The sequence below is a fragment of the Stenotrophomonas maltophilia genome (genome assembly GCF_039555535.1).
Classification (GTDB): domain Bacteria; phylum Pseudomonadota; class Gammaproteobacteria; order Xanthomonadales; family Xanthomonadaceae; genus Stenotrophomonas; species Stenotrophomonas maltophilia_Q.
This window is the reverse complement of record NZ_CP154630.1, coordinates 1,567,407-1,590,555: the sequence shown is the minus strand read 5'-3', so window position 1 is coordinate 1,590,555 and position 23,149 is coordinate 1,567,407. Positions and strand designations below refer to the sequence as shown.

Genomic DNA, 23,149 nt, shown 5'->3' with positions numbered 1-23,149 from the left:
GACTGCTCCTCACCGGGCACCGAGAAACCCGCGCTGCGCGCGTAGTCGACTGACAGTCGACTCTACCGCGCCCTACGGGAAGCGGGTTATTTGCTGCCGCCGGCCATGGTGCCGGCAGCGTCGATCTCGGCCTGGGCACGGGCCGCGTACAGCGTCCCCGGCGGTGGCTGGCGGCTGAAGAAGGTGTGCACACCGTCGAGCACGGCACCGGCAATCTTGCGCTGGTAGGCCGGATCGATCAGGCGGCGCTCTTCGTCCGGGTTGGAGATGAACGCGGTTTCCACCAGCATGGCCGGCATGTCCGAGGTGCGCAGCACGGCGAAGTTGGCGCGTTCGATGTTCGGCTTGTGGTTGTTGCCGATCCGCTTCAGGCCGCCCAGCACGTGGCCGGCGGCGTCTTCGGAGGCCTTCATGTAACCGCTCTGGGCCAGGTCCAGCAACACGTTGGCGAGCGTGCCCTCGGTCTGCTGCAGGCGCACGCCACCCACCAGATCGGCCGCGTTTTCCTTGTCCGCCAGCCAGCGGGCGCGCTGCGAAGAAGCACCCTTGGTCGACAGCACATAGACCGACGAGCCAGTGGCCGAACGGTTTTCGGCCGCATCGGCGTGGATCGAAATGAAGATGTCGGCCTTGTTCGCACGCGCCTTCTGCGCGCGCATCGGCAGCGGGATGAACACGTCGCTGTCGCGGGTCAGGTACGCCTTCAGGCCCGGCGTGGCGTTGACCTGGCGGGCAAGCTCACGGGCCACCGCGAGGGTGACATCCTTTTCGCGCTTGCCGGTCGGGCCGATCGCGCCCGGATCCTGGCCACCGTGGCCGGGATCGATGGCGACCACCAGATGACGCATGCCGGCCTGCATGCGGATGCGCGAGGCATCACTGGGCATGGCCGGACGCGGCGGTTCCACCGGCGTCGGTGCCGGTGCCGGTACGGTCGCCGGCGGCGTGGTCACCACGGCGGCGGTGCGCTGGCCGGCGAGGATCGCGGCCGGCGAGGAAGAAGGCGAGCTGCTGGCCACGGTACCGGCAGCCGCAACCTGGGCTGGTGCAGTGGACGGCGCCGGGGTCGGCGTGGCCGGTGCGGCAGCAGTGGCACTGGCCTGCTGCCGCACCTGCGCGGTCAGCAGCGCGGTCGCACGCGCGGCATCGGTACGCGACTGCGCGCTTTCGGCCGGGGTCGGCGCGGGCGTGGCCACCGGTGCCTGCGGCTGCACCGCCGGCGTCACTGCAGGACGGCTGGCGGCCACGGCCGGGCCATCGCCCGGCCATTCGATCACCAGCTTGGATTCATTGCCCTCGCGCTGCATCTGCGGGCGGAACGGCGCCACCGATTCAGCGAGGTCGAAAACGACACGGAAGGTCCCCGGCACCGGCTGTCCAGTCCGCACCGCCGTAACCACGCCCTGCGCAGCCGGCATCTTCAGGTTGCGTATGGCGCTGGAGTCCGGGAAATCGACCACCAGGCGGTTCGGTCCGGCCAGCGACAGGGTCTTGTAACCGCCACTACCGACCAGCGAAATCTCGGCACGGGTGCCGGTGGCGCCCGTATTCAGCAGAACCTGGCGGACCTCACCGGCCCACGCACTGACGCTCGCCAGACCCAGTCCGACGGCAGCACAGATGGCGATGAGACGGTTCCCCGGGCGCATGGCTCAGGATTCAATCACCGCGCTGAACGGAATGCAACACCTTTTTCCTTAATAATCCGTAACCTGCCGGTGTTTGTTCTCGTCAGCCGACAGAAATGGCCTGCAAGTCGCCCCCTTGAGGGAGCCGTTTCAGCCATTCATTCCCCACGTCGCTGGCCCCAGTGAGACGCACGCGGCGTCCCTGACCCTCGATTTCCAGCGCTACCACCAGATCGGTCGGTGGCAACGCGCCGGCGCCCCGCTCGGGCCATTCGACCAGCCACAACACCGCGCTGCCCTCATCCAGGCCAAGGAAATCCAGCTCGCCGGCCTGGCCGATGCGATACAGGTCCAGGTGCCAGGCCTCGCCGCCACTGGCCAGCGGATAGCGCTCGACCAGGGTATAGGTCGGGCTGCGGATGGCACCCTGCACACCCAGCGCGCGCAACAGTGCACGGGCCGTGGTGGACTTGCCGGCACCGAGGTCGCCGCGCAGTTCGATCAGCGCCTGCGGCGGTCGGGTCGCCGCCAGCCACTGCCCGAGCAGTTCGGTTGCGTCGCTGTCGGCAAGGAAGAAATCAGTCATGAAGAGCGTTCCGGGTTGGCCAGTCGCCGCAGCGGCACCAGCAGATCAGTGGGAAGCAGGCCGCGTGCGCCGTCGGCGGCCGCAGCGTCGCCAGCGAGCGCATGCAGCAGTGCACCAGCGGCGGCAGCGTCGAAGGCGGCCAGCCCCTGCGCGCGCAGGCTGGCAATGATGCCGGTGAGCAGGTCGCCCATGCCCCCTACGGCCATGCCGGGATTGCCTGCAGCGATCAGTCGGGGAGCCTGCCCTGGGGCCGTCACGATGCTGCCCGCGCCCTTCAGCACCACCACGGCGTGGAAGCGTTCGGCCAACGCCTGCGCACAGCGGTAGCGATCGGCCTGGATGTCGGCGGTACTGCAGCCGAGCAGGCGCGCGGCCTCGCCCGGGTGTGGCGTAAGGATGGCGTCCGGTAGCGCGCGCGGATCCTGCGCCAGCAGATTCAGTGCATCGGCATCAACCACCAGCGGTTTGTCGCCGGCCAGCACCCGCGCAAACAGTGCGCGCGCCCATTCGTCCTGGCCCAGGCCGGGGCCGATCGCCACCACCCTGGCCTTGTCCAGCAGCGCCGGCAGCACATCGCCATCTTCAAGCGCATGGGTCATGGCCTCGGGCAGCCGAGCCAGCAACGGGCCGACGTGATCGCGCCGGGTGCCCAGGCTCAACAACCCCGCACCGGCACGCAGTGCCGCTTCGGCTGCCATCGCGATGGCCCCACCGCTGCCATGGTTGCCGCCGACGCACAGCACATGCCCGGATTCGCCCTTGTGAGTGTTGGCGCGGCGTGGTGGCAGCAGTGCCGGCAAACGCGCCTGTGTCCAGTGCTCCGCGGCGGGCGATGCGCCCTGCCATGCAGCCGCTGGCAGCTGCAGCGGTGCCAACGCCTTCTGCCCGCAATGATCCAGCGCATCCCCGGTATACAGGCCGCGATGCGCCACGATGAACTGCAGGGTCAGCGCGGCGTTCACCGCCACACCCGGCACCGCGCCGCGGTCGGCATCCACGCCACTGGGGACGTCCAGCGCCAGCACCGGTGCTGCCTGTGCATTGACGGCGGCGATCAGCGCCTGCGCCGCGCCTTCGGGCGCGCGGTCGAAGCCCAGCCCGAACAGGGCATCGACCCAGATATCCGCCTCGGGCAGGGCCCCATCGAATTCCATGACAATGCCGCCGTCGGATTTGAAATCCGATGCTGCACGCTGTGCCAGCACGGTTGAAGGTGGCTTGCCCGGCAAGGCGATCACCGCCACCACGCGCCCCGCCTGCCGTGCATGGCGGGCCAGCACCAGGCCGTCGCCGCCGTTGTTGCCGGCTCCGACCACCACGCCGATCCGCCGCGCCTGCGGCCAGTGCTGCAGCAGGCACTGCAAGGCGGCCTGGCCGGCCTGCGCCATCAGGCCCCAGCCGCCATCGGCAGCCAGTGCCGAGGCCTGCGCATCAAGCGCACGCGCAGCGACGGAATCGAACAGATCGGCAAGGTTGGCCATGCAGGGATTTTATACTGGTGAACATGTCCCCCGCCCTCACCCCTGTCGATCCGGCCCAAGCCGTGCAGCGCATCCGCGAACTGGCGCGTGCGCATGGCTTCCAGCGCTGCGGTATCGCCGGCATCGAGCTGGGCGAGGATGAGGCGCACCTGGCCGACTGGCTGGGCCAGGGCCTGTACGGCACGATGGACTGGATGGCGCGCCACGGCACCCTGCGCGCGCGTCCCGCCGAGCTGCTGCCCGGCACGGTGCGGGTGATCTCGGTAGGCATGGACTACAGCCACAAGGACGACACCGAAGCCTGGGCCACCCTGGCCGATCCCGGCCGCGCCTACGTGGCGCGCTACGCGCTGGGCCGCGACTACCACAAGCTGATGCGCAACCGGCTGCAGAAGCTGGCCACGCAGATCAACGACGAAGTGGCGCCGCTGGGCTACCGCGTGTTCGTCGATTCGGCCCCCGTGCTGGAACGCGCACTGGCGCGCAACGCCGGGCTGGGCTGGATCGGCAAGCACACCTGCCTGATCGATCGCCACGGCGGTTCGTGGTTCTTCATCGGCGAGATCTACATCGATATCCCGCTGCCGATCGATGTGGCGGCCACGGCACACTGCGGCACCTGCACGCGCTGCATCGATGTCTGTCCCACCCGTGCGATCACCGGGCCGCAGCGACTGGACGCACGGCGCTGCATTTCCTACCTGACCATCGAGCACGATGGCGCCATTCCCGAAGACATGCGGCCATTGATGGGCAACCGCATCTACGGCTGCGACGACTGCCAGCTGGTCTGCCCCTGGAACAAGTTCGCCAAGCGCACCGACGAAGCCGACTTCCGCGCACGCAACAACCTCGACACTGCCCGCCTGGACCAGCTGTTCGCCTGGGACGAAGCCGAGTTCCTGCACCGCACCGAAGGCAGCCCGATCCGGCGCAGCGGCCACGAGCGCTGGCTGCGCAACATCGCCGTAGCACTGGGCAATGCGCCGACCACGGCCGAAACGCTGGCCGCGCTGCACACCCGCGCCGACCATCCCTCCCCCCTGGTGCGCGAACACGTGCAGTGGGCGCTGGGCCAGCACGCACCGCGCTGACGTGCGATCCTGAGCATCCGTTCCACCTGCCGCACGCCGTTCCCATGCAGCCACGCAACAACGACATCCTCACCCCCAGCCAGCTCAACACCCTGGCCCGTGACCTGCTGGAAGGCAGCTTCCCGGCGATCTGGGTCGAGGCCGAGCTTGGCAGCGTGGCGCGCCCCGCCTCCGGGCATCTCTACTTCACGCTGAAGGACGCGCGCGCCCAGCTGCGGGCGGCGATGTTCCGGATGAAGGCGCAGTACCTGAAGTTCGTGCCGCGCGAGGGCATGCGCGTGCTGGTGCGCGGCAAGGTGACCCTGTACGACGCCCGTGGCGAGTACCAGATGGTGCTGGACCACATGGAGGAAGCCGGCGAAGGCGCGCTGCGCCGCGCATTCGAGGAACTGAAGGCACGGCTGGAGGCCGAGGGCCTGTTCGACCCGGCGCGCAAGCGGCCGCTGCCCGCACATGTGCAACGCCTGGCGGTGATCACCTCTCCCACCGGCGCCGCCGTGCGCGATGTGCTGAGCGTGCTGTCCCGCCGCTTCCCGCTGCTGGAAGTGGACCTGCTGCCGACCCTGGTACAGGGCAGCACGGCCGCCGCGCAGATCACCCGCCTGCTGCAGGCCGCCGATGCCAGTGGCCGCTACGACGTGATCCTGCTGACCCGCGGTGGCGGTTCGCTGGAAGACCTGTGGGCGTTCAACGATGAAGCGCTGGCCCGCGCGATTGCGGCCAGCCACACGCCGGTCGTCTCGGCCGTTGGCCACGAAACCGACTTCAGCCTGAGCGACTTCGCCGCCGACCTGCGCGCGCCGACACCGTCGGTGGCCGCCGAACTTCTGGTGCCGGACCAGCGCGAACTGGCGCTGCGCCTGCGCCGCACGGCCGCACGCATGGTGCAGCTGCAACGGCACGCGATGCAGCAGGCGATGCAGCGTGCCGACCGCGCACTGCTGCGCCTGAACGCGCAGAGCCCGCAGGCACGGCTGGAGCTGCTGCGCCGCCGCCAACTGGACCTTGGCAGGCGCCTGCATGCCGCGTTCAACCAGCAGCAGGAACGTCGTGCCGCACGCCTGCGCCACGCTGCCGCCGTGCTGCGCGGCCACCATCCACAGCGCCAGCTCGATGCGATGCAGCGTCGCCTGGCCGCCCTTCGCGGGCGTCCGCAGGCGGCAATGCAGCGCCTGCTGGAACGCGATGCACTGCGCCTGCGCGGGCTGGCGCGTTCGCTGGAGGCGGTCAGCCCGCTGGCCACCGTGGCCCGTGGCTACAGCATCCTCACCCGCAGCGACGATGGCACCCTGGTGAGGAAGGTCGACCAGGTGCAGTCTGGCGATGCGCTGCAGGCACGTGTCGGCGACGGCGTGATCGACGTGCAGGTCAAGTAGAGGGTTGTTCGGCAGGGCTGCGCCCTGCACCTGCAGAGGCTTCAAGCCAAGGCAACGTCAACGTCAAAAGCGAGCATTCCGTGGGATGGCGGGGCGGTGTCGGAGTGCGGGGACGCTGCAAGTACGTCCCTGTAAGCTTGGCAGCCGCATCCATGCGGCTGACACCCCGCACTCCGACACCGCCCCACCTCTGACAGAATCCCGCAGCTGTTGGTGGGTGTCGACCTTGGTCGACACATCTGTCAGATATCGAATGAGATTCCGGGGTCAGATCCGTTTTCCGAGGGAAAACGGATCTGACCCCATGAGCAATTCCAACAGATCGAGGAGATCTGTCGAAGGCGGGGTGGGTCCGGTTGCGGGAGTGTCCGCGGCATGGATGCCGCGGCCAAGCCCCCATGGACGGGTTTACGGCGTCTCCCGCAACCGGACCCACCCCGCCATCCCACGGAATGCACGCTGTTGCTGTTGCTGTTGCTGTTGCTGTTGCTGTTGCTGTTGCTGTTGCTGTTGCTGTTGCTGTTGCTGTTGCTGTTGCTGTTGCTGTTGCTGTTGCTCTGGCTTCGGCAGGTGCAGGGCTGCAAGCCCTGCCGAACACCCCCCTACTTTGCCTGCTCGCAGAACTTCTGCCGGTACTCGAGCGCCTTCGGCATCAGCGCCTGCAGGTTCTGGATGCGGGTGCCCGGGTTCGGGTGGGTGGAGGCGAACTCCGGCGGCGCCTGGCCGCCACTGGCCTGGCCCATGCGCTGCCACAGCGGCACCGCCTCGCGGGGATCGAAGCAGGCCGCTGCGGCCAGCATCAGCCCCACTTCGTCCGCCTGCGTCTCGTGGCTGCGCGCATAGGGCAGCAGATACCCATAGCCCATCGCCGACATCATCATCTGTTGCTGCTGCGCATCCATGCCACTGGCGGCGCCGGCCACCTGCCCGATCTGGGTCAGCTTCTGCTGTGCCATGCGCTGTGCACCATGGCGCAGCAGCGCGTGGGCGATCTCATGACCCATCACCACCGCCATCGCATCGCGGGTGCGCGCTACCGGCACCAGCCCGGTGTAGACCGCCATCTTGCCGCCCGGCAGGCAGAACGCATTGGCCTGCTCGGACGGGATCACGTTCACTTCCCACTGGAAATCCCGCGCGAAATGTGCCGGCTGCACACCATGCTCCTGCGCCAGCGCGGTCTCCACCACGTCCACCTTGGCGATCAGCCGCTGGGCGATGTCGCGCACATCGCGCGCGATCGGTGCATTGGGGTCCATCGGCCGTTCCTGCGACAGGATCTGCTGGTAGGCCTGCAGTCCCAGCGCGGTTTCCTGGCGCGCGTCCAGGCTGCTGTCGATCATCACCTTCTCGCCGGTGTACGGATCGACCGTGCGGTTGGAGAACCAGTAGAACAGCGCATAGCCGGCGGCAAGCAGCAGCACCCACCAGCGGATGTTGCCGAACAGGCCACGCCGCTGCGGACCTTGCGACGAGCGGGAGAAGGGATCGTTGCGCATCGGGGGACTTCCTGCTGGCCCCGCCGGCCGGCGGGCACGGCGCAATCTTAGTGCGCCACTGCCCGCAGCGGGTGAAGCCGGGTGCCGCTCAGATGCCGCGTACCAGGCGGAAGCCGATGCGGGCGTTGGTGGTATCCGAATCCTGGGACTGCCGCCAGGCCGCACGGGTCTGCTCGGGGGCATTGGCCCAGTTGCCACCGCGGATCACGCGCGACCGGCAGCCCGGGTTGAACCAGGCGACGCCATCGGACGGTGCGCGGCGGTAGCTGGCATGCCAGCAGTCGGCCACCCATTCACTGAGGTTGCCGCCCATGTCGTGCAGGCCGAATGCATTGGCCTGGAAGCTGGCCACCGGCGCCGGTCCCCACCAGCCATCGCCATACCCGATGAACGCGTTGTGCCAGTGCCGGCCCGAAGGCGAAACGTCCTTGCTGCCGGTAAAGTTGCCGCTGCCTGGCGGCGGCACGCCTGCATCGCCCCACGGATAGCGGCCACTGCTGCCAGCGCGCAGCGCGTACTCGAACTCGGCTTCGCTGGGCAGCCGGTAGCTGCGGCCGGTCTGCTCGGACAGCCACGCCGCATAGTTCTCGGCATCACGCACACTGACGTGCATCACCGGCGAGTTGCCCAGCGCGCGGCCGCCGTCATAGTCCGAGCGCCAGTCCACGCCACTGCGGCGGATGAAATTGCCGCTGCGTTCGTCGTAGACCACCGAATGGCCGCGCCGGGTCGCGCGTGGACGCGCATTGGATGCTTTCACGTAGCGCTCGAAATCGCTGACGGTGATCTCGGTGATCGCCATTGCAAAGCCACGATCGAAGCGCACGTAGTGCGACGGACGCTCGGCATCACTCGAGCCCGGCTCGGCATCGCCCGCGCCCATCTGGAAACCACCGTGAGGCACCACCACCATCTGCGGCCCGCGCCCGCCATCGCGCATGGCGTCGCTGAACACCTGTCCTGGCCGGAAGCTGCCGTAATGGGTAGCCAGGTCGATGCGCTCGCGCAACTGCCCCACCACGGCGTCACCCGGCAGGGCGATGCGCAGCGCTTCGGCCAGTTTCTCGCGCGCCGGTTTCAGGCCCTGCGGCGTAGCGAGGTCGCGCAGGCCGTCATCACGCAGCTGCAGCAGCGTGGCGGCGCGGATCTGCTCGATGCGCTCGAACGCGTCGGCAATCGTCGGCGACGAATCGCGCACTTTGCTGGCTTCGGCCAGCCAGGTACCCGCGCTGGCGAAATCGCGCGCCCGCGCGGCGTCTTCGGCACGGCGGATCAAGCCGCTCTCGGCTGCTGCCAAGCCCTGCCGTGCGCGGCTGTTGTCTTCATCCAGCGCCAGCGCCTCACGGAAATTGCCGATGGCACCGTCGCCATCCTCGCCGATCCGATCCGAGCGCAGGTCCTCCTCGCCGGCACGGTTGTAGGCCACCACGCGCTGCGCCAGCTCCACCCGCGCCTGCAGCGCACGCACCTTCTCATCCTTCGGCGCCAGGGTCAGCAGCACCAGTGCCTGGCGGCTGGCCTCGGCCAGTGCCTCGCGCTGCTTCAGCGGCCGCACCAGCAGGGCATCGGCCAGCTGCTGCAGTCGCTGCCGGGCACGCTGCAGGCCCAGCCGGGCCTGGCGATCATCCGGGTCTTCTTCCTGCACCGCCAGCCACAGCGGAATGGCAGCGTCCGCATCTTCATAGAGCCGCCCTTCGGCGAACGCCTGCTCGGCGCCGCGACGCAACTGGGCCAGGCTGCGGCCCTGGCGGTCCACCCGTGGCGGCGTCCACTGCTGTACGTCCTCGGCGGCATCTTCACCGGCGATGGTCACGCTACCCTGCCCGGCCTGCGGACTGGCATCGGTGCCGGTGTCGGCCCCCTCGGCCCCGGGCGCCTCTCCGCTGGCGGCCCTGTCCGCCGGCGCGGACGGCGACGGCGTGCAGCCGGCCAGGGCCACGGCCAGGGCGGTGCACAGCACGGGCGACAACGGAAAACGCAAGCAGAGCCTCCTTCGGCACGGACGCGGACCGACGTTAGGCTATTCTCCCCTGCCTGAGCAAACCCGAGTAGTAGGCCCTGACCCGTGGCAACCTGGATCACCACCCCCGCCGAGCTGGATGCGTACTTCCAGCAGCGCCCGACCCGCATCGGCCTGGACACCGAATTCATCCGTGAACGCACGTTCTGGCCGCAACTGGCGCTGGTGCAGATGGCCGTTGGGCAGGACATCCTGCTGATCGACCCGCTGATTCCCGGCATGACCGAGGCGCTGGCGCCGTGGCTGGCCGATGAATCCATCACCAAGGTGATGCACAGCGCCAGCGAAGACCTGGTTGCCTTCAAGTGGGCCTGCGGCGTCCTGCCGCGACCGCTGTTCGACACCCAGATCGGTGCCTCGCTGGCCGGCATCGGCGGCGGCATGGGCTACCAGAAGCTGGTGGCGGAGATCACTGGCGTAGCGCTGGCCAAGGGCGAGACCCGCTCGGACTGGATGCGCCGCCCGCTGTCCGAGTCGCAGCTGCAGTACGCCGCCGATGACGTCGAGCATCTGTTCGCACTGCACGACGCCATCAATGCCAGGCTGCAGGCGCTCGGCCGCCAGCAGTGGCTGCACGACGATGGCGAGCGGCTGCTGGCCAGCGTCGCCAACGATGAAGACCGCTGGCCGCACCTGGCGATGCGCTCGGCACAGTTCCTTGATGCTGCCGCCCAGCACCGCCTGCTGCGCCTGCTGCGCTGGCGCGACGTGCAGGCACGCAACAGCGACCGCCCGCGAAGCTGGATCCTGGACAACGAACTGGCCGCCACCCTCGCGCGCACGCCACCGGCCGACGAGGCTGCGCTGGGCAAGCTGTTCGAACAGTTCCCGAAGGCACCGCGCAAGCTGGCCGGCGCTGTCTGGCAGGCGCTGTCCACGCCGCTGGCCGATGAAGCCGACGCGCCGCTGGCGCTGCCGGCCAACGACAGCAACAAGCAGGCCCTGAAGAAGCTGCAGGATGCGGTGGCCGAGCGCAGCCGTGAGCTGGGGCTGCCGGATGGCATTCTCGCCTCGCGCAAGCATCTGGAAAGCTATCTGGAACGTCGCCAGTGGCCGGCCGCACTGGCCGGCTGGCGCCAGCAGGAACTGGAGTCGCGGCTGCAGGCACTGTTGCCCGCGCACTGAGACCAACCGGCGCCGGGCAAACCGGCGCCGGCACCGCAGACATGAGCATCTGCCACGCTTGCCGGCGCGCGCGTGGACCTGTCCAATAGCGTCCCCGCTATTGTTGGATTGCATCAGATGACAAATGGACTTGCGAAAGACGGCCTTTCCATGGGCGACCTGGCCTGGCGCGCGCAGGCGCGCAGCGCACTGCAGGAACAGGACTACGCAGCGCTGGATGCACTGCTGGCACCACACGAACAGGCCTGGCTGAACGGCGCTCGGCCACTGCCCGGCATCCGCTGGCGCCTGCGCAACCTGCAGGACACGGCGCTGCCCCTGGATGAGCGCCTGCAGCAGGCGCAACGGTGGGTTGCCGCCGATCCGCACAGCTATTACGCACGCCTGCGCCTGGGTGCCTGCTGGGAATCGGCCGCTGGCGCCCTGCGCAGCGCCGACGTGGCCGCGCTGGTGGAAGACAGCCAGTGGCTGGCCGCACAGCAGGCGCGCGACCACGCCGTGCATGCCTATCTGCAGGCGATCGCGCTGTCGCAGCGACCGGCGCTGGCGCTGGATGGCATCAAGCGCATCACCAGCTACCTGCGCGAACCAAACTGGCTGCGCGCGCTCCAGGCGGGGCAATCGCCGGAGTCCGATGAAGCCGCCCTGGCCGAGCACTATCCGCAGGCGTGGCCGCAGGCATTGCAGTTGCTGTCGCGCTTCGGTGCGCCCCTGCAGCACCTGCCGGAATGCCTGCCGCCGCTGTTGCGCGATCGCAGCGAGGACGAATTCGATGCCCCCCTCGCGTACTGGATGCGCCTGGTGCTGGAACAGCGTCCGGACGACCTGGGGACGCTGGAAGACACCCTCTACTACCTGTACCCGCGCTGGGGCGGCAGCCACGAGGCGATGGAGGATTTCATCGAAGGCAGCTGGTGCCGAGGCCTGGAGCTGGCACAGCGCAACGCATTGCGCTGGTGCAAGGAACAGGACTGGATGGGCGAGCTGCCGCGCCGCGGCGATGCCGAAGCGGTGGCCGTGCATGAGCGCGCGTACGCACAGATCCTGGACTGGCACCTGGAGGGCTACGTGCGCGCTGAAGTCCTGATCCAGCGCGCCGCACTCCGCTTTCATCTCGGGCGCATCGAGGAGATCGAAGACCAGGTGCAATGGGATGCCGGATGCATGCAGGCCGCGCTTGAGGACCTGCAGCATGCGTGGGCACTGGATCGTGACATGGTCCTGCACGGTGGTTTCAGCAGCCTGGAGGCCTGCACCTGGTTCGCTCATGTTGAAGGGGCCGAAACGCTGTTCGCGCAGGTGGTGGACTACGCCGCCCGCGAAGGTGATTCGGCGCTCGGCCTGCTCTGGGCGGCTACCGCCATCGAGCATGGGCTGCTCGGCCAGGCAGCCGATCCGGCACGTGCGCAGCCCTTGCTGCAGCGCGCCCTGAAACTGGCGGCGCAGCAGAAGACATCCACGGTCACCTTTGCGTCCAACCTGTTCTGCGATGTCTCGCAGGACGCGGGCCTGTCGTTGTTGCAGCGCATGGCCGACGACGGCGACGCCGGTGCGATGGCCGCGCTGTGCGACCTGTACAAGGGCCGGCTGGGCGGCCGCGACCAGCCGGACTTCGTTGATGCCCAGAAGGCTCTGTACTGGCAGGAGCGTGCCGTCGAAGGCGGCGACCTGATCGCCACCTACAACCTTGGCGTGCGCCTGGTTGCGGCCGGTGGCGCTGACAACGAAGCGCGTGCGCGCGAACTGTACCTGCGCTGCCTGCGCGAAGCCGACGCCGGTGAACGCGTGTGGGGCCCGACCTGCCGCAACCTGGCCTGCCTGGCCTTCGATGGCCAGAACGACGCGCACAAGCGCGAAGCGGTCGAACGCGCCCTGATTCCGCTGTGGTGGCGCGGTGAGGACAACGACAAGCTGTGGGCCGCCGGCTACCTGGCCGACATCTACCACTTCGGCAACGGCGTGCCGGCCAACGCCTTCCTGGCCCTGACCTGGCTGCAGCGCGCCAGCGAGATCGATACGGAGTACGTGGATGTGGTGCGCATGGCGCCGTTGATCAACGGCGAAGGCCGCTGGTTCGGCGCCAGCCGCGCGCGCAAGCAGCAGGCGCAGGACCGCCAGCAGGTGGACAGCGCCACCTGGGCCCTGACCTTCGGCCAGCGCAGCCAGGACAGCGACCTTACCGCAGTCTGAAACAACGAAAAGGGCGGCCCGGAACTCCGGGCCGCCCTTTGCATTCCAGCGGTGCGATGACGGGAGAACCCACCACCGCGCCAGAGCCTTACCAGTTCATGTTCAGCGAGACACCCACGGTGCGCGGTTCGTTGTAGACCGCGGCCATGTAATTCTCGATCACGCCCTTGAGGTTCTTCTCGTTGGTGATGTTGCGCGCGAAAAGCGCCACTTCGTAGGCACCGTAGTTGCCCGAGTAGCCGATCTTCAGGCCGCCTTCGAAGTCACCCTTGGAGTTGAACTCCTTGCTGTCGTACAGCACGAAGCTGGTGTAACCCTGCTTGTTCCAGTCGGTGGAGACGAACATGGTGCCAGCGTCGCTGACCGGGAAGTCGTAACGGGCGGCCAGGTTCACGTTGTACTTCGGCGCGTTCGGCAGCGGGTTGCCGTCGATCTGCGCGAAGGTGTTGGCGCCGACCTTGATGGTCGGGTCATTCACCGTGCAGACCACCTGGCCGTTGAGGCCGCAGACCTGCGCGTACACGCGCTTGTCCTTGATCTCGCTGTGCAGCAGGCTCAGGCCGGCACTCAGGGTCAGGTTCGGGATCGGGCGCAGTTCCATGTCCGCTTCGAAGCCGTAGGCCTTGGCCTTGTCGGCGTTGAACAGCACGCCGTTGCCGTCCGAATCGTTGCCGTTGAGCTGGATGTCGTTGACGGTGTAGGTGAACGCGGTGGCGTTCAGGCGCAGGCGGTTGTCCCACAGGCTGCTCTTCACGCCCGCTTCCCAGGACAGGATGGTCTCGGAATCGGCGGTAGTGAAGTCGGCATTGAACACTGCCGAACGGCCCTGGATGGTCGGGCCGCGGAAGCCGCGGGCGACCTTGGCGTAGACGCTCACGTCCGGGGTGATCTGATACATGGCGCTCAGATCCCAGCTCGGGGTGGTGTCGGACATCTTGACGTCGGTGCGGCCCTTGTAGGTGACCACGCCGGCGGCGGTATCAGCGGTCTTCAGCAGGCGCGTGTGCTTCTCGTCCTTGGTCTGGCGCAGGCCAGCGGTGACGGTGAACTTGTCGGTGAAGGCGTAGCTGATCTGGCCGAAACCGGCCCACGAGGTGTTCTTGTTGCGCAGGCGCACCCAGTTGTTCGGGTTACGTGCCGCGCCCTGCAGGAACCACGCGCGCTGGTAGAAGTCGGTGGTGTCGCTGCCGTTGAAGTAGAACGCACCGGCCTGCCACTGCAGCGCACTGTCGTCATGGCTGGCCAGGCGGAATTCCTGGGTCCACTGGTCCAGGTCGCGGATGCGGCCCATCGACTGGCCGTAGCCGTTCGGCACGCCGTTCACCGGGAAGTTCGCCGCTGCGCCACCGTCGGTGTCGCCACGGCTGTAACCGGAGGTGGTCTCGTAGGCAGTGATCGAGGTGAAGTCGATCGCACCGAAGTCGTAGCGTGCCTTCACCGAGCCGCCGTAGGTCTTGTACGCCTGCGGGTTGTTGTCGGCTTCGTCGTAGGCAACCTTGTCGCGCGGCACGTCGGTCTTGTTCGAGCCCTTGGTCAGCGCACCGCGCAGGAACAGGGTCGAGGTGCCTTCGTAATCGCGGGCGTGGGCCGAGGCCAGGATCGAGAACTGGTCGCTCGGAGTCAGCAGCAGCTGCGCACGCACATTGCGGTCATCGAAGCCGCCCATGGCGTTCTTCTTCGGGCTGACCGTGCCATCGGCGCTCGGGCCCTTGTAGGTGTTGTCGACATAGTCGTCGCGGTGCTGGTACAGGGCCGACACGCGGAACGAGGCGACGTCGTTGATCGGGCCGCCGAAGCCGCCGTCGATCGACACGCTGTTGTAGGTGGCGTAGCTGGCGCTGACGCGGCCGGTGTAGTCCTGGGTCGGCTTCAGGGTGTCGAACTTGACGATGCCGGCGGTGGTGTTGCGACCGAACAGCGAGCCCTGCGGGCCGCGCAGCACTTCCACCTGGTCCACGTCATAGACCGGGTTGGACTTCAGCACCACGTGCTCCAGCACCACGTCGTCCTGGATGATCGAGACCGGCTGCGAGGCACCCAGGTAGAAGTCGATGTTGCCCAGGCCGCGGATGTAGAAGCGCGGGAAGATGCGGCCGGTGGTGGTTTCCGCATACAGGCTCGGCACGCGGCCGGACAGCGCCAGCAGGGTGTCGTCGCCGCCGGCGGTGAAGTCGCGCATGCGCTCGCCCTGCACCACACCGACCGAGACCGGCACTTCCTGCAGGTTCTGCTCGCGGTGTTCGGCGGTCACGGTGATCGTGTCCAGGCCGGTCGGGGTCGGCGCACTGTCCTGCGCGGCGGCACCGAAGCTGCCGACCAGGGCCAGACCGGCACAGGCCAGTGCCAGCGGGTGGCGGCGGAAGGAAACAAGGGAAGACGACAGACCCGACAGGCGGCGGGAATCGGTATGGGAGGGCATGCAATGCTCTGAGGAGGCGTCCGTGCGGCCTGCGCGGGCCGGGCGGCAAAAAGGAGGAAAACTGCGCAAGCGGCCATTATCCCCCAAATTGTTACGATTTCGTTGCGAAGCACCCAAACCCGGCGAAACAAGCGGTTTCGGCACAGTCACAGGGCATTCCGCACGCCCTGAAGGCTTGACTCAGGGCAGCGGGGTCAACGCGACATCGACCATCGCCAGCAGGCGCTCGCGGCTGATGCCGTCACGCGCCTGCACCGAGATGCCATGCAGCACCGTGGCGAAGTGGTCGCCCAGCGCCTGCACCGCCGCGCCGTCGGCCAGCTCACCCTCGGCCTGCGCCTGCTGCAGCCGCGCGATGATCGCCGCCGTGCGCTGGCGACGATGGCTGGCCAACCAGTCCCGCACGCCTTCGCCATCGGGCGACACGCTGCTGGCCGAAGATACCACCAGGCAGCCATGCGGACGCCCACGACGGGTGTAGGTCAGCACCGCCTCGCGCAGCATGGACCCGATCGCCTCACGCAGCGTGGCCTGCTCCAGCGCGCGCGGCGCGAAACCACCCTCGCCCTCTTCGTACAGCGCCACGGCTTCGCGGAACAACTGCTCCTTGCTGCCGAACGCGGCGTAGATGCGTGCAGAAGCAATGCCCAGCGTTTCGACCAGTGCCGACATCGACGTGCCTTCGTAGCCGTGCTGCCAGAACAGCAGCATCGCCTTGCGCAACGCCTGGTCCCTGTCGAATTCGCGCGGTCGCCCTGCCATCTGCCTGCCTGCTCCAGTGAGGCGCGCAGTGTAACGCGGGTGTTGACCATCGCGAGAGTCGCGCCTATTCTTTGTCGACTGACAAACAATTGGAGCAACACATGCAGACCCTCAAGGGCCCCAGCCTGCACCTGGCGCAGTTCGCCGGCGACCAGGCACCGTTCAACTCACTTGCCAGCATTGCCGAGTGGGCCGCTGGACACGGTTTCAAGGCACTGCAGATCCCGGCCTGGGATGCACGCCTGTTCGACCTGGCCACCGCCGCCGACAGCCAGGACTACTGCGACGACATCCGCGGCACCCTGGCCGAGCACGGCCTGCAGGTCAGCGAGCTCACCACCCACATCCTTGGCCAGCTGGTGGCCGTGCATCCGGCCTACGATGAACTCTGCGATGGCTTCGCGCCGGAAGCACTGCGCGGCAACCCGAAGGCGCGCAGCGAATGGGCGCAGCAGCAACTGCACCTGGCCGCCCGTGCCTCCCGCCGGCTGGGCCTGCAGGACATGGGCACCTTCTCCGGCTCCTTCGCCTGGCCCTACCTGTTCCCGTTCCCGCAGCGCCCGCCGGGCCTGATCGATGCCGCCTTCGACGAACTGGCGCGCCGCTGGCGGCCGATCCTCGATACCTGCGAGGACAACGGCATCAACCTCTGTTACGAGATCCATCCCAGCGAAGACCTGCATGACGGCACCAGCTTCGAGCGCTTCTTCGAACGCGTCGGCCAGCACCAGCGCTGCCGCATCCTGTTCGATCCCAGCCACTTCGTGCTGCAGCAGCTGGACTACCTGGAGTACCTGGACATCTATCACCCGCTGATCCGCATGTTCCATGTCAAGGATGCGGAGTTCCGTCCCAGCGGCCGCCAGGGCATCTATGGTGGCTACGCCGACTGGACCGAACGGGCCGGTCGCTTCCGCTCGCTGGGCGATGGCCAGGTCGACTTCAAGTCGATCTTCTCCAAGCTGGCCCAGTACGACTACCAGGGGTGGGCGACGCTGGAGTGGGAGTGCTGCCTGAAGGACCAGGAAGCCGGTGCACGCGAAGGCGCTGCATTCATCCGCGACCACATCATTCCGGTCACCGACAAGATCTTCGACGACTTCGCCGGTGCACCGATCAGCACCGCGCAGATGCAGCACATGCTCGGCATCGCCTGAGCCCCCACGGAGCACTCCCCCATGACGACTTCCCTTCCCGCTGGCGCTGCCGGCGACGACACCCTGCACCACCACTACCTGCGCATCGATGGCCAGCGCGTGCATTGCGTCTCCGCCGGCCACGGCGAACCGGTGCTGCTGATTCCCGGCTGGCCGCAGACCTGGTATGCCTGGCGCCATGTGCTGCACGCCCTGGCCGACGCCGGCTTCGAAGCGATTGCCGTGGACCCGCCGGGCATCGGCGAATCCGATCGCCCCAGCCACGGTTACGACACCGGCAGCGCCGCCGCCGTCCTGCACCAGACCATGCAGGCACTGGGCCACGAGCGCTACCAGGTGGTCGGGCATGACATCGGCATGTGGATTGCCTATGCACTGGCCAGCGACCAGCCGCAGGCGGTGCGCCAACTGGCGGTCACCGAAGCGGTGATTCCCGGCCTGGCGCCGGAACCGGGCATCTTCGCCGCACCGGCCGACAACATCTTCCTCTGGCATTTCATGTTCAACCAGGTGGCCGACCTGCCCGAGGCACTCATCAGCGGTCGCGAGCGCGCCTACCTGGAATTCATGTTCGACCGCTGGTCATATCGCCGCGACGCGGTGGCTGCCGATACCTACATCGCCGCCTACAGCCGCCCCGGTGCACTGCGGGCCGGCTTCGCCTGGTACCGCGCGATTCCGGAAACCATCCGCCAGAACAAGGAACGTGCTCAGCGCCGGCTGGCGATGCCGGTGCTGGCCATCGGCGCCGAGCACGCCACCGCCGATGCGCCGATGCTGACCCTGCAACCGCATGCCGACAACGTGCGAGGCAGCATCGTGCCGGGCTGCGGCCACTTCATCATGGAAGAAGCGCCGCAGGCGTTCCTGGCGCAGCTGCTGCCGTTCCTGCAGGAGGCGCGCCATGCAGCTTGAACCCGCGCTGCAGCAGTTCGTCGATGCCGTTGCGGCCCATCCACTGCCGGACGACCTGCGCGAGCTGCGTGCGATCAGCGAGAGCGCGCTGCCTCAGCTGCAGGGCGCGCCGGAGCCGGTTGCGCATGTGATCGAGCATGCGGTGATCGCACGCGACGGCCACGCGTTGGAAGTGCGCCTTTACACACCGGAAGGGCTGCCCGATGGACCGGCACCGGCGTTGTTGTTCGCGCATGGCGGCGGATGGTTCCAGTGTTCGCTGGCGGTCTATGACGGCCCCTGCCGCGCGCTGGCCAATGCCAGCGGCTGCGTGATTGTCGCCGTGGGCTACCGGCTGGCGCCGGAACACCCGTTCCCGGTGCCGCTGCACGACCTTGCCGATGCCTGGTCGTGGCTGCAGGACAACGCCGAGCTCCTCGGGGTGGACCCGCAGCGATTGGCGATCGGCGGCGACAGCGCCGGTGGCAATCTGGCCGCCGCGTGCTGCCTGCAGCTGCGCGATCTTGGCCTGCCGCAACCGCGCCACCAGTTGCTGCTGTACCCGGCACTCGATGCAGGGATGGGCAGCGATTCCTACCGCGAGTACGCCAGTGGCTTCTACCTCAGTGCCGAACTGATGCAGCGCTGCTGGCAGGCCTATCTTGGCGATCTGCACCCGCCGCTGGCACAGGCCTCGCCGGCCCATGCAACGGATCTGCATGGGCTGGCGCCGGCCTCCGTGCTCAGCTGCGAGCACGACCCGCTGCGGGATGAGGCCGAACAGTACGCACGGCGGCTGCAGGCGGCAGGTGTCGACTGCACGCTCGAGCGCTTGCCCGGGATGATCCACGCCTGCATCCACCTGCACGCGGTCAGTGCCAGCACCGACGTGGCAGCACGTCGTGCCGGCGCGCTGCTGCGCCGGGCCCTGTCCTGAACCGGTCAGGGGCGGTAGCCGACGCGGCGCGACCACCGTCCCGGCCCGGCGCTTGGCAAGCCCGGCAGGCAGCGCTACACTGAAACCCTGCCGTGGGGCCATAGCTCAGCTGGGAGAGCGCGTCGTTCGCAATGACGAGGTCAGGAGTTCGATCCTCCTTGGCTCCACCACTATTCAGAAGAACCCGTAGATCCCCGTGATCTGCGGGTTTTTTCTTCCCAGCGCCCGCGGCTCAGGCCGGCTCCTCGCCGCCGTCCTTCCGCCGCGGACTACGCGAATGCGCATCACGCACCTGTTCATCACGCTGCGCCGGCCGGCGCTTTGCCACGTCATCCTGCTTCCGGTCCTGACGGCTTTCCTGAACGCCCTGCTTCGGGTCGCCCTGGCTGTTGTCGCGCTCACTCATCGACATCTCCCTCATCGGCGAAGATCCAACCTGCCATCACGCTAGACGCTGCAGAGTGATCTGCCGGTCAGCCTGGCGCGAACAGGGCGTGCAGCCTCGGCTTGCCGGTACTGTCCCCACGCCTCCAGAATCCGATACACCCGTTTCTGCGGTGCGCCATGCCCCTTTCTGTCCTGCACGCCTCGCAAGCACTGCCGATGCTCTTCGATGCGACCGACGGCAGCATCCGTCTCGGCAACCTGCCGACGCTGATCGGCCCCACCCTCTCGCTGGATGAGGCGCGCATCGCCTTCGCCACGCTGATGCATGGCGAGCGCGATGTCGGCACCGGCTATCACTGGCTCAGCCTGCACCGGCTAGGCCTGGCCGGTGCACCCGCTGGGATCAGCCTGTGCTTCCATGGGCAACAGCTCGACATGGTGACGATGGGTGTCGATCTGCCCGGTGCAGCACTGGAAAACGGCTGGCCGACCCAGGCGGCGATCGATGCCGAAGTAGCGTTCATGAAGCGTACGCTGGGCGCGGCGCTGGGTCGCAAGCTGGCGGGTGGCCACGCCCGGTTCGACTGGGGAGAAGCCTGGGCCCGTTTCGATCCGAAGGGCTTCATGGCCAGCAGCGGCCTCCGCTACTTACCACGCTCGTAACCCCACTCAGGTGCGGGTGATCGACACCCCACCCTCCACGCGCATGGCGGTACCGGTAACGAAACTGCTTTCATCGCTGGCCAGGAACAGCGCCGCGTTGGCGATCTCCTCCGGCTCGGCCATGCGCTTCAGTGCGTGCAGCGAGCGCACGAAGTCGCGGGCATCCCCGGTAGGCGCGGCCTCCCGCCCCATCTCGGTATCGGTGCCACCTGGCAGCAGTACATTGCTGCGCACACCACGCGCGCCATACTCCGCCGCGATCACCTGGCTCAGGCCGATCAGCCCTGCCTTGCTCGACGCATAGGCCGCCATGCCCGGGAAGCCCACGGTATGGCCGACGAACGTGCCGACGAACACCAGCGAGCCGCCGCCGCGCGCCAGCAGTGCCGGCAACTGCGCGCGTGCAGCATGGAAGGCGGCATCCAGATTGGTCGCCATCACCTCGCGCCAGGCGTCCACGGGGAACTCCGCCGCCGGCACGCCCGGGCCAAGCATGCCGGCATTGTTGATGGCGATGTCCAGGCCGCCGAATGACTGCTGGGCCAGATCGACCAGCGCCTGCGCCGTGCCCGGGTCGGCGACGTCGGCGGCATGCACCACGGCGTCGCCACCGGCGGCGCGAATCTGCTCGGCCAGCGCCTGCAGCGGCTCCGGCCGCCGTGCATTCAGCACCAGCTTTGCCCCTTCGGCAGCAAAGCGCAGCGCGCTGGCGCGGCCGATGCCGGCGCTGGCTCCGGTGATGAGTGCGATCTTGTTGTTCAAGCGCATGGTCGTGGCATCCGTTGTGAAGTAGCCGCAACGATGCCCTGCCTCTGGACTGCCAACACTCCGTTTCCGGGCCTCGCTGGCAAGTGCAGGAAACGGAGTTTTCGTGGCTGCGGCACATGCCAGAATCCGCCCATGGACAGCACCGCCTCCCCCACCACCGACGCCCGCGTCGAACGGGTCTGCCGCCACCTTCAGGCCAGCCTCGACGAACCCTCGCTGCAGGAACTGGCCGACATCGCAGGCTGCAGCCCGACCCGCCTGCATCGCCTGTTCAAGGAGGCAACCGGGCTGACGCCGAAGCAGTACGCTGCGGCACTGCGCGCCGACCGCCTGCGCACCGGGCTGCAACAGCAGGAACGCATCACCGACGCCTTCCACGATGCCGGCTTCGGCTCCAGCGGACGCTTCTACGAGAACGCACCGAAGTTGCTGGGCATGACTCCCAAGCAATGGCGCGCAGGTGGTCGTGGCGAAGTCATCCACTTCGCGCTTGCCGAAAGTTCACTGGGCAGCGTGCTGGTGGCCAGCAGTGCCACCGGCGTGGTCGCGATCCTGCTCGGCGACGATCCGGAAGCGCTGCTGCAATCGCTGCAGCACCGCTTCCGCCAGGCCAAGCTGGTCGGTGCCGACAGCGGTTATGAACAACTGGTGGCACAGGTGGTAGGTCTGGTCGAGGACCCGACACGGGGCGCCACGTTGCCGCTGGATATCCGCGGCACCGCCTTCCAGCAGCGCGTGTGGCAGGCGTTGCAGCAGATCCCACGTGGCCAGACCGCCTCGTATGCCGACATCGCCACGCGCATCGGCGCCCCGCGATCAAGCCGTGCGGTGGCTCGCGCCTGCGCCAGCAATCCACTGGCGGTGGCCGTCCCTTGCCACCGCGTCGTACGCCGCGACGGCGACCTGTCCGGCTACGCCTGGGGCGTGGCGCGCAAGCGCGAACTGCTGCGCCGGGAAAAGGCCTCGACTGCCTGAAGTGGGTGCCGACCTTCGTCGGCACGCCCGGAGGTAGCGCCGGGCCATGCCCGGCGAACACTCAATCCAGCTTCACCACCAGCTTGCCGAAGTTCTGCCCCTTCAGCAGCCCGAAGAACGCCTCCGGCGCATTCTCCAGCCCTTCCACCACATCCTCGCGGTACTGGATGCGGCCCTCACGCAGCCACTGCGGCATCTCGCGCTCGAAGTCCGGCCACAGATGGTTGAAGTCGTGCACGATGAAACCGCGCACGGTCAGGCGCTGGCGCAGGATCTGGCTGAACAGCGCTGGCAACCGGTCCGGCCCGGGCTGTTCAACGCCGCGTTCGTTGTAGGTGGCGATGGTGCCGCACACCGGAATGCGGGCGAAGTCGTTGAGCAGCGGCAGCACCGCATCCAGCACGTGCCCGCCCACGTTCTCGAAATACACGTCGATGCCCGCGGGCACCGCCGCGCGCAGCTGTTCGGCAAAGTCGGCCGCACGATGATCCAGCGCCACGTCCACGCCCAGCGTCTGCAGGTAGGCACGCTTGGCTTCACCACCGGCGATGGCGACCACGCGCGCGCCCTGCAGTTTCGCCAGCTGCGCAACCGTTGCGCCCACCGGACCGGTCGCGGCCGCGACCACCAGCGTCTCGCCCGGCTTCAGGCGGGCGATCTCATGCAGGCTGGAATACGCAGTGAATCCGGGCATGCCATACACGCCCAGCGCCGTGCTCAGTGGCAGCCCGGCCGGATCGAGGCGACGCCCCAGTGCCTTGCCCGGCAGTACCGCATGGGTCTGCCATCCGCCTGGCGCCAGTACCAGCTCACCTGCGGCCACTCCCTCGGCGTTGGACTGCAGCACCTCGGCCACGGTCTGGCCTTCCATCACCGCATCGATGGCCACCGGTGCGGCATACGAGGGGCCCTCGTCCATGCGTCCACGCATGTACGGGTCCAGCGACAGGTAGCGGTTGCGCAGCAGCACCTCACCCTTCGCCAAGGCCGGCAGTGTCGCCTGTTCAAGGCGGAAGTTGGCTGCCGTGGGCGCGCCCTGCGGGCGCGAGGCCAGCACGATGCGGGAGGTAACGAGGGAATCGGACATGGTGACCGGCTCTGCTGTTGCCAGCATCAGGAAAGGAATACCGACACTACGCCGCAACGATCGCCGGAAACGGCCACGAAAACAGCGTTCCATCGCCCGCC

19 protein-coding genes and 1 tRNA gene are annotated in these 23,149 nt (G+C 68.0%); 10 read left to right on the top strand and 10 right to left on the bottom strand.

The annotated features are described in order from the left end of the window. Positions 1-86: 86 nt before the first annotated feature. The 3 genes from AASM09_RS07375 to AASM09_RS07365 form a co-directional block, all read right to left on the bottom strand. Entirely contained in the window at positions 87-1,649 is a 1,563-nt protein-coding gene (locus tag AASM09_RS07375) for an N-acetylmuramoyl-L-alanine amidase (RefSeq protein WP_049428585.1), read from the bottom strand. 82 nt (positions 1,650-1,731) lie between these two features. After that, the gene (gene tsaE / locus AASM09_RS07370; protein ID WP_099497572.1) at positions 1,732-2,214 is read right to left on the bottom strand and encodes a tRNA (adenosine(37)-N6)-threonylcarbamoyltransferase complex ATPase subunit type 1 TsaE; all 483 of its coding nucleotides are present in this window, start codon (positions 2,212-2,214) and stop codon (positions 1,732-1,734) included. Further along, a complete protein-coding gene (locus tag AASM09_RS07365; RefSeq protein ID WP_049428581.1) occupies positions 2,211-3,695 on the bottom strand; it encodes an NAD(P)H-hydrate dehydratase in 1,485 nt (494 codons plus the stop codon). The genes tsaE and AASM09_RS07365 overlap by 4 nt, the downstream gene beginning before the upstream one ends. 23 nt (positions 3,696-3,718) lie before the next feature. Between AASM09_RS07365 and queG the strand changes: the two genes are divergently transcribed. Then, positions 3,719-4,789: a tRNA epoxyqueuosine(34) reductase QueG gene (gene queG / locus AASM09_RS07360; protein ID WP_049428580.1), complete on the top strand. Its 1,071-nt coding sequence runs from the start codon at positions 3,719-3,721 to the stop codon at positions 4,787-4,789. A gap of 44 nt (positions 4,790-4,833) precedes the next feature. Beyond that, positions 4,834-6,165, top strand: coding sequence for an exodeoxyribonuclease VII large subunit (xseA, locus tag AASM09_RS07355; protein ID WP_049428578.1), 1,332 nt, complete (start codon positions 4,834-4,836; stop codon positions 6,163-6,165). 602 nt (positions 6,166-6,767) lie between these two features. Here the strand turns inward: xseA and AASM09_RS07350 are convergent. Together AASM09_RS07350 and AASM09_RS07345 are read right to left on the bottom strand one after the other, a co-directional pair. Beyond that, complete coding sequence (locus AASM09_RS07350) at positions 6,768-7,664, bottom strand: M48 family metallopeptidase (protein WP_100443791.1); 897 nt, start codon at positions 7,662-7,664, stop codon at positions 6,768-6,770. Positions 7,665-7,752: 88 nt separating this feature from the next. Continuing rightward, entirely contained in the window at positions 7,753-9,645 is a 1,893-nt protein-coding gene (locus AASM09_RS07345; protein ID WP_049429330.1) for a formylglycine-generating enzyme family protein, read from the bottom strand. An 84-nt stretch (positions 9,646-9,729) separates the two neighbouring features. On the opposite strand from AASM09_RS07345, the gene rnd reads away from it, so the two are divergent. Beyond that, complete coding sequence (gene rnd, locus AASM09_RS07340; RefSeq protein WP_049429329.1) at positions 9,730-10,809, top strand: ribonuclease D; 1,080 nt, start codon at positions 9,730-9,732, stop codon at positions 10,807-10,809. A 150-nt stretch (positions 10,810-10,959) separates the two neighbouring features. Next, positions 10,960-12,999 (top strand): DUF4034 domain-containing protein, encoded by a 2,040-nt coding sequence (locus AASM09_RS07335; protein WP_238378680.1) that lies wholly within the window; start codon positions 10,960-10,962, stop codon positions 12,997-12,999. An 88-nt stretch (positions 13,000-13,087) separates the two neighbouring features. On the opposite strand, the gene AASM09_RS07330 is transcribed toward AASM09_RS07335, so the two are convergent. After that, positions 13,088-15,418, bottom strand: coding sequence for a TonB-dependent receptor (locus AASM09_RS07330; RefSeq protein ID WP_049429327.1), 2,331 nt, complete (start codon positions 15,416-15,418; stop codon positions 13,088-13,090). A gap of 180 nt (positions 15,419-15,598) precedes the next feature. Further along, positions 15,599-16,180 carry a TetR/AcrR family transcriptional regulator gene (locus AASM09_RS07325; protein WP_049429326.1) on the bottom strand — a complete coding sequence of 194 codons (582 nt, stop codon included), beginning with the start codon at positions 16,178-16,180 and terminating at the stop codon, positions 15,599-15,601. Between the two features lie 101 nt (positions 16,181-16,281). Here AASM09_RS07325 and AASM09_RS07320 point away from each other — a divergent pair, with 101 nt between their 5' ends. The 4 genes from AASM09_RS07320 to AASM09_RS07305 all read left to right on the top strand — a co-directional run bounded on the left by AASM09_RS07320 (position 16,282) and on the right by AASM09_RS07305 (position 19,338). After that, on the top strand, positions 16,282-17,337 hold the full coding sequence (locus tag AASM09_RS07320; protein ID WP_049429325.1) for a sugar phosphate isomerase/epimerase family protein: 1,056 nt from the start codon (positions 16,282-16,284) through the stop codon (positions 17,335-17,337). Positions 17,338-17,358: 21 nt separating this feature from the next. Continuing rightward, positions 17,359-18,252 (top strand): alpha/beta fold hydrolase, encoded by an 894-nt coding sequence (locus AASM09_RS07315; RefSeq protein WP_049429324.1) that lies wholly within the window; start codon positions 17,359-17,361, stop codon positions 18,250-18,252. After that, entirely contained in the window at positions 18,242-19,168 is a 927-nt protein-coding gene (locus AASM09_RS07310) for an alpha/beta hydrolase (RefSeq protein ID WP_049429323.1), read from the top strand. The genes AASM09_RS07315 and AASM09_RS07310 overlap by 11 nt, the downstream gene beginning before the upstream one ends. Before the next feature lie 94 nt (positions 19,169-19,262). Further along, positions 19,263-19,338, top strand: a tRNA-Ala gene (locus AASM09_RS07305). A 62-nt stretch (positions 19,339-19,400) separates the two neighbouring features. Here AASM09_RS07305 and AASM09_RS07300 read toward each other — a convergent pair. Then, on the bottom strand, positions 19,401-19,574 hold the full coding sequence (locus AASM09_RS07300) for a hypothetical protein (protein ID WP_180848969.1): 174 nt from the start codon (positions 19,572-19,574) through the stop codon (positions 19,401-19,403). Positions 19,575-19,732: 158 nt separating this feature from the next. Here AASM09_RS07300 and AASM09_RS07295 point away from each other — a divergent pair, with 158 nt between their 5' ends. Continuing rightward, positions 19,733-20,218, top strand: coding sequence for a hypothetical protein (locus tag AASM09_RS07295; RefSeq protein ID WP_049429321.1), 486 nt, complete (start codon positions 19,733-19,735; stop codon positions 20,216-20,218). A gap of 6 nt (positions 20,219-20,224) precedes the next feature. Here AASM09_RS07295 and AASM09_RS07290 read toward each other — a convergent pair whose 3' ends face one another. Next, positions 20,225-20,986 (bottom strand): SDR family oxidoreductase, encoded by a 762-nt coding sequence (locus AASM09_RS07290; RefSeq protein WP_049429320.1) that lies wholly within the window; start codon positions 20,984-20,986, stop codon positions 20,225-20,227. A 132-nt stretch (positions 20,987-21,118) separates the two neighbouring features. Here AASM09_RS07290 and AASM09_RS07285 point away from each other — a divergent pair, with 132 nt between their 5' ends. Continuing rightward, complete coding sequence (locus AASM09_RS07285; RefSeq protein WP_049429319.1) at positions 21,119-21,961, top strand: bifunctional transcriptional activator/DNA repair enzyme AdaA; 843 nt, start codon at positions 21,119-21,121, stop codon at positions 21,959-21,961. A gap of 61 nt (positions 21,962-22,022) precedes the next feature. On the opposite strand, the gene AASM09_RS07280 is transcribed toward AASM09_RS07285, so the two are convergent. Continuing rightward, a complete protein-coding gene (locus AASM09_RS07280) occupies positions 22,023-23,048 on the bottom strand; it encodes an NADP-dependent oxidoreductase (protein ID WP_049429318.1) in 1,026 nt (341 codons plus the stop codon). Positions 23,049-23,149 lie beyond the last annotated feature (101 nt).

Bases quoted from the DNA above. Each gene is read 5' to 3' on its own strand.
- AASM09_RS07375 (WP_049428585.1), bottom strand. From the start codon at position 1,649: ATGCGCCCGGGGAACCGTCTCATCGCCATCTGTGCTGCCGTCGGACTG.
- AASM09_RS07320 (WP_049429325.1), top strand. From the start codon at position 16,282: ATGCAGACCCTCAAGGGCCCCAGCCTGCACCTGGCGCAGTTCGCCGGC.
- AASM09_RS07280 (WP_049429318.1), bottom strand. From the start codon at position 23,048: ATGTCCGATTCCCTCGTTACCTCCCGCATCGTGCTGGCCTCGCGCCCG.
- AASM09_RS07330 (WP_049429327.1), bottom strand. From the start codon at position 15,418: ATGCCCTCCCATACCGATTCCCGCCGCCTGTCGGGTCTGTCGTCTTCC.
- AASM09_RS07300 (WP_180848969.1), bottom strand. From the start codon at position 19,574: ATGAGTGAGCGCGACAACAGCCAGGGCGACCCGAAGCAGGGCGTTCAG.
- AASM09_RS07325 (WP_049429326.1), bottom strand. From the start codon at position 16,180: ATGGCAGGGCGACCGCGCGAATTCGACAGGGACCAGGCGTTGCGCAAG.
- xseA (WP_049428578.1), top strand. From the start codon at position 4,834: ATGCAGCCACGCAACAACGACATCCTCACCCCCAGCCAGCTCAACACC.
- AASM09_RS07295 (WP_049429321.1), top strand. From the start codon at position 19,733: ATGCCCCTTTCTGTCCTGCACGCCTCGCAAGCACTGCCGATGCTCTTC.
- AASM09_RS07335 (WP_238378680.1), top strand. From the start codon at position 10,960: ATGGGCGACCTGGCCTGGCGCGCGCAGGCGCGCAGCGCACTGCAGGAA.
- AASM09_RS07365 (WP_049428581.1), bottom strand. From the start codon at position 3,695: ATGGCCAACCTTGCCGATCTGTTCGATTCCGTCGCTGCGCGTGCGCTT.
- AASM09_RS07285 (WP_049429319.1), top strand. From the start codon at position 21,119: ATGGACAGCACCGCCTCCCCCACCACCGACGCCCGCGTCGAACGGGTC.
- AASM09_RS07315 (WP_049429324.1), top strand. From the start codon at position 17,359: ATGACGACTTCCCTTCCCGCTGGCGCTGCCGGCGACGACACCCTGCAC.
- queG (WP_049428580.1), top strand. From the start codon at position 3,719: ATGTCCCCCGCCCTCACCCCTGTCGATCCGGCCCAAGCCGTGCAGCGC.
- AASM09_RS07350 (WP_100443791.1), bottom strand. From the start codon at position 7,664: ATGCGCAACGATCCCTTCTCCCGCTCGTCGCAAGGTCCGCAGCGGCGT.
- AASM09_RS07290 (WP_049429320.1), bottom strand. From the start codon at position 20,986: ATGCGCTTGAACAACAAGATCGCACTCATCACCGGAGCCAGCGCCGGC.
- tsaE (WP_099497572.1), bottom strand. From the start codon at position 2,214: ATGACTGATTTCTTCCTTGCCGACAGCGACGCAACCGAACTGCTCGGG.
- AASM09_RS07310 (WP_049429323.1), top strand. From the start codon at position 18,242: ATGCAGCTTGAACCCGCGCTGCAGCAGTTCGTCGATGCCGTTGCGGCC.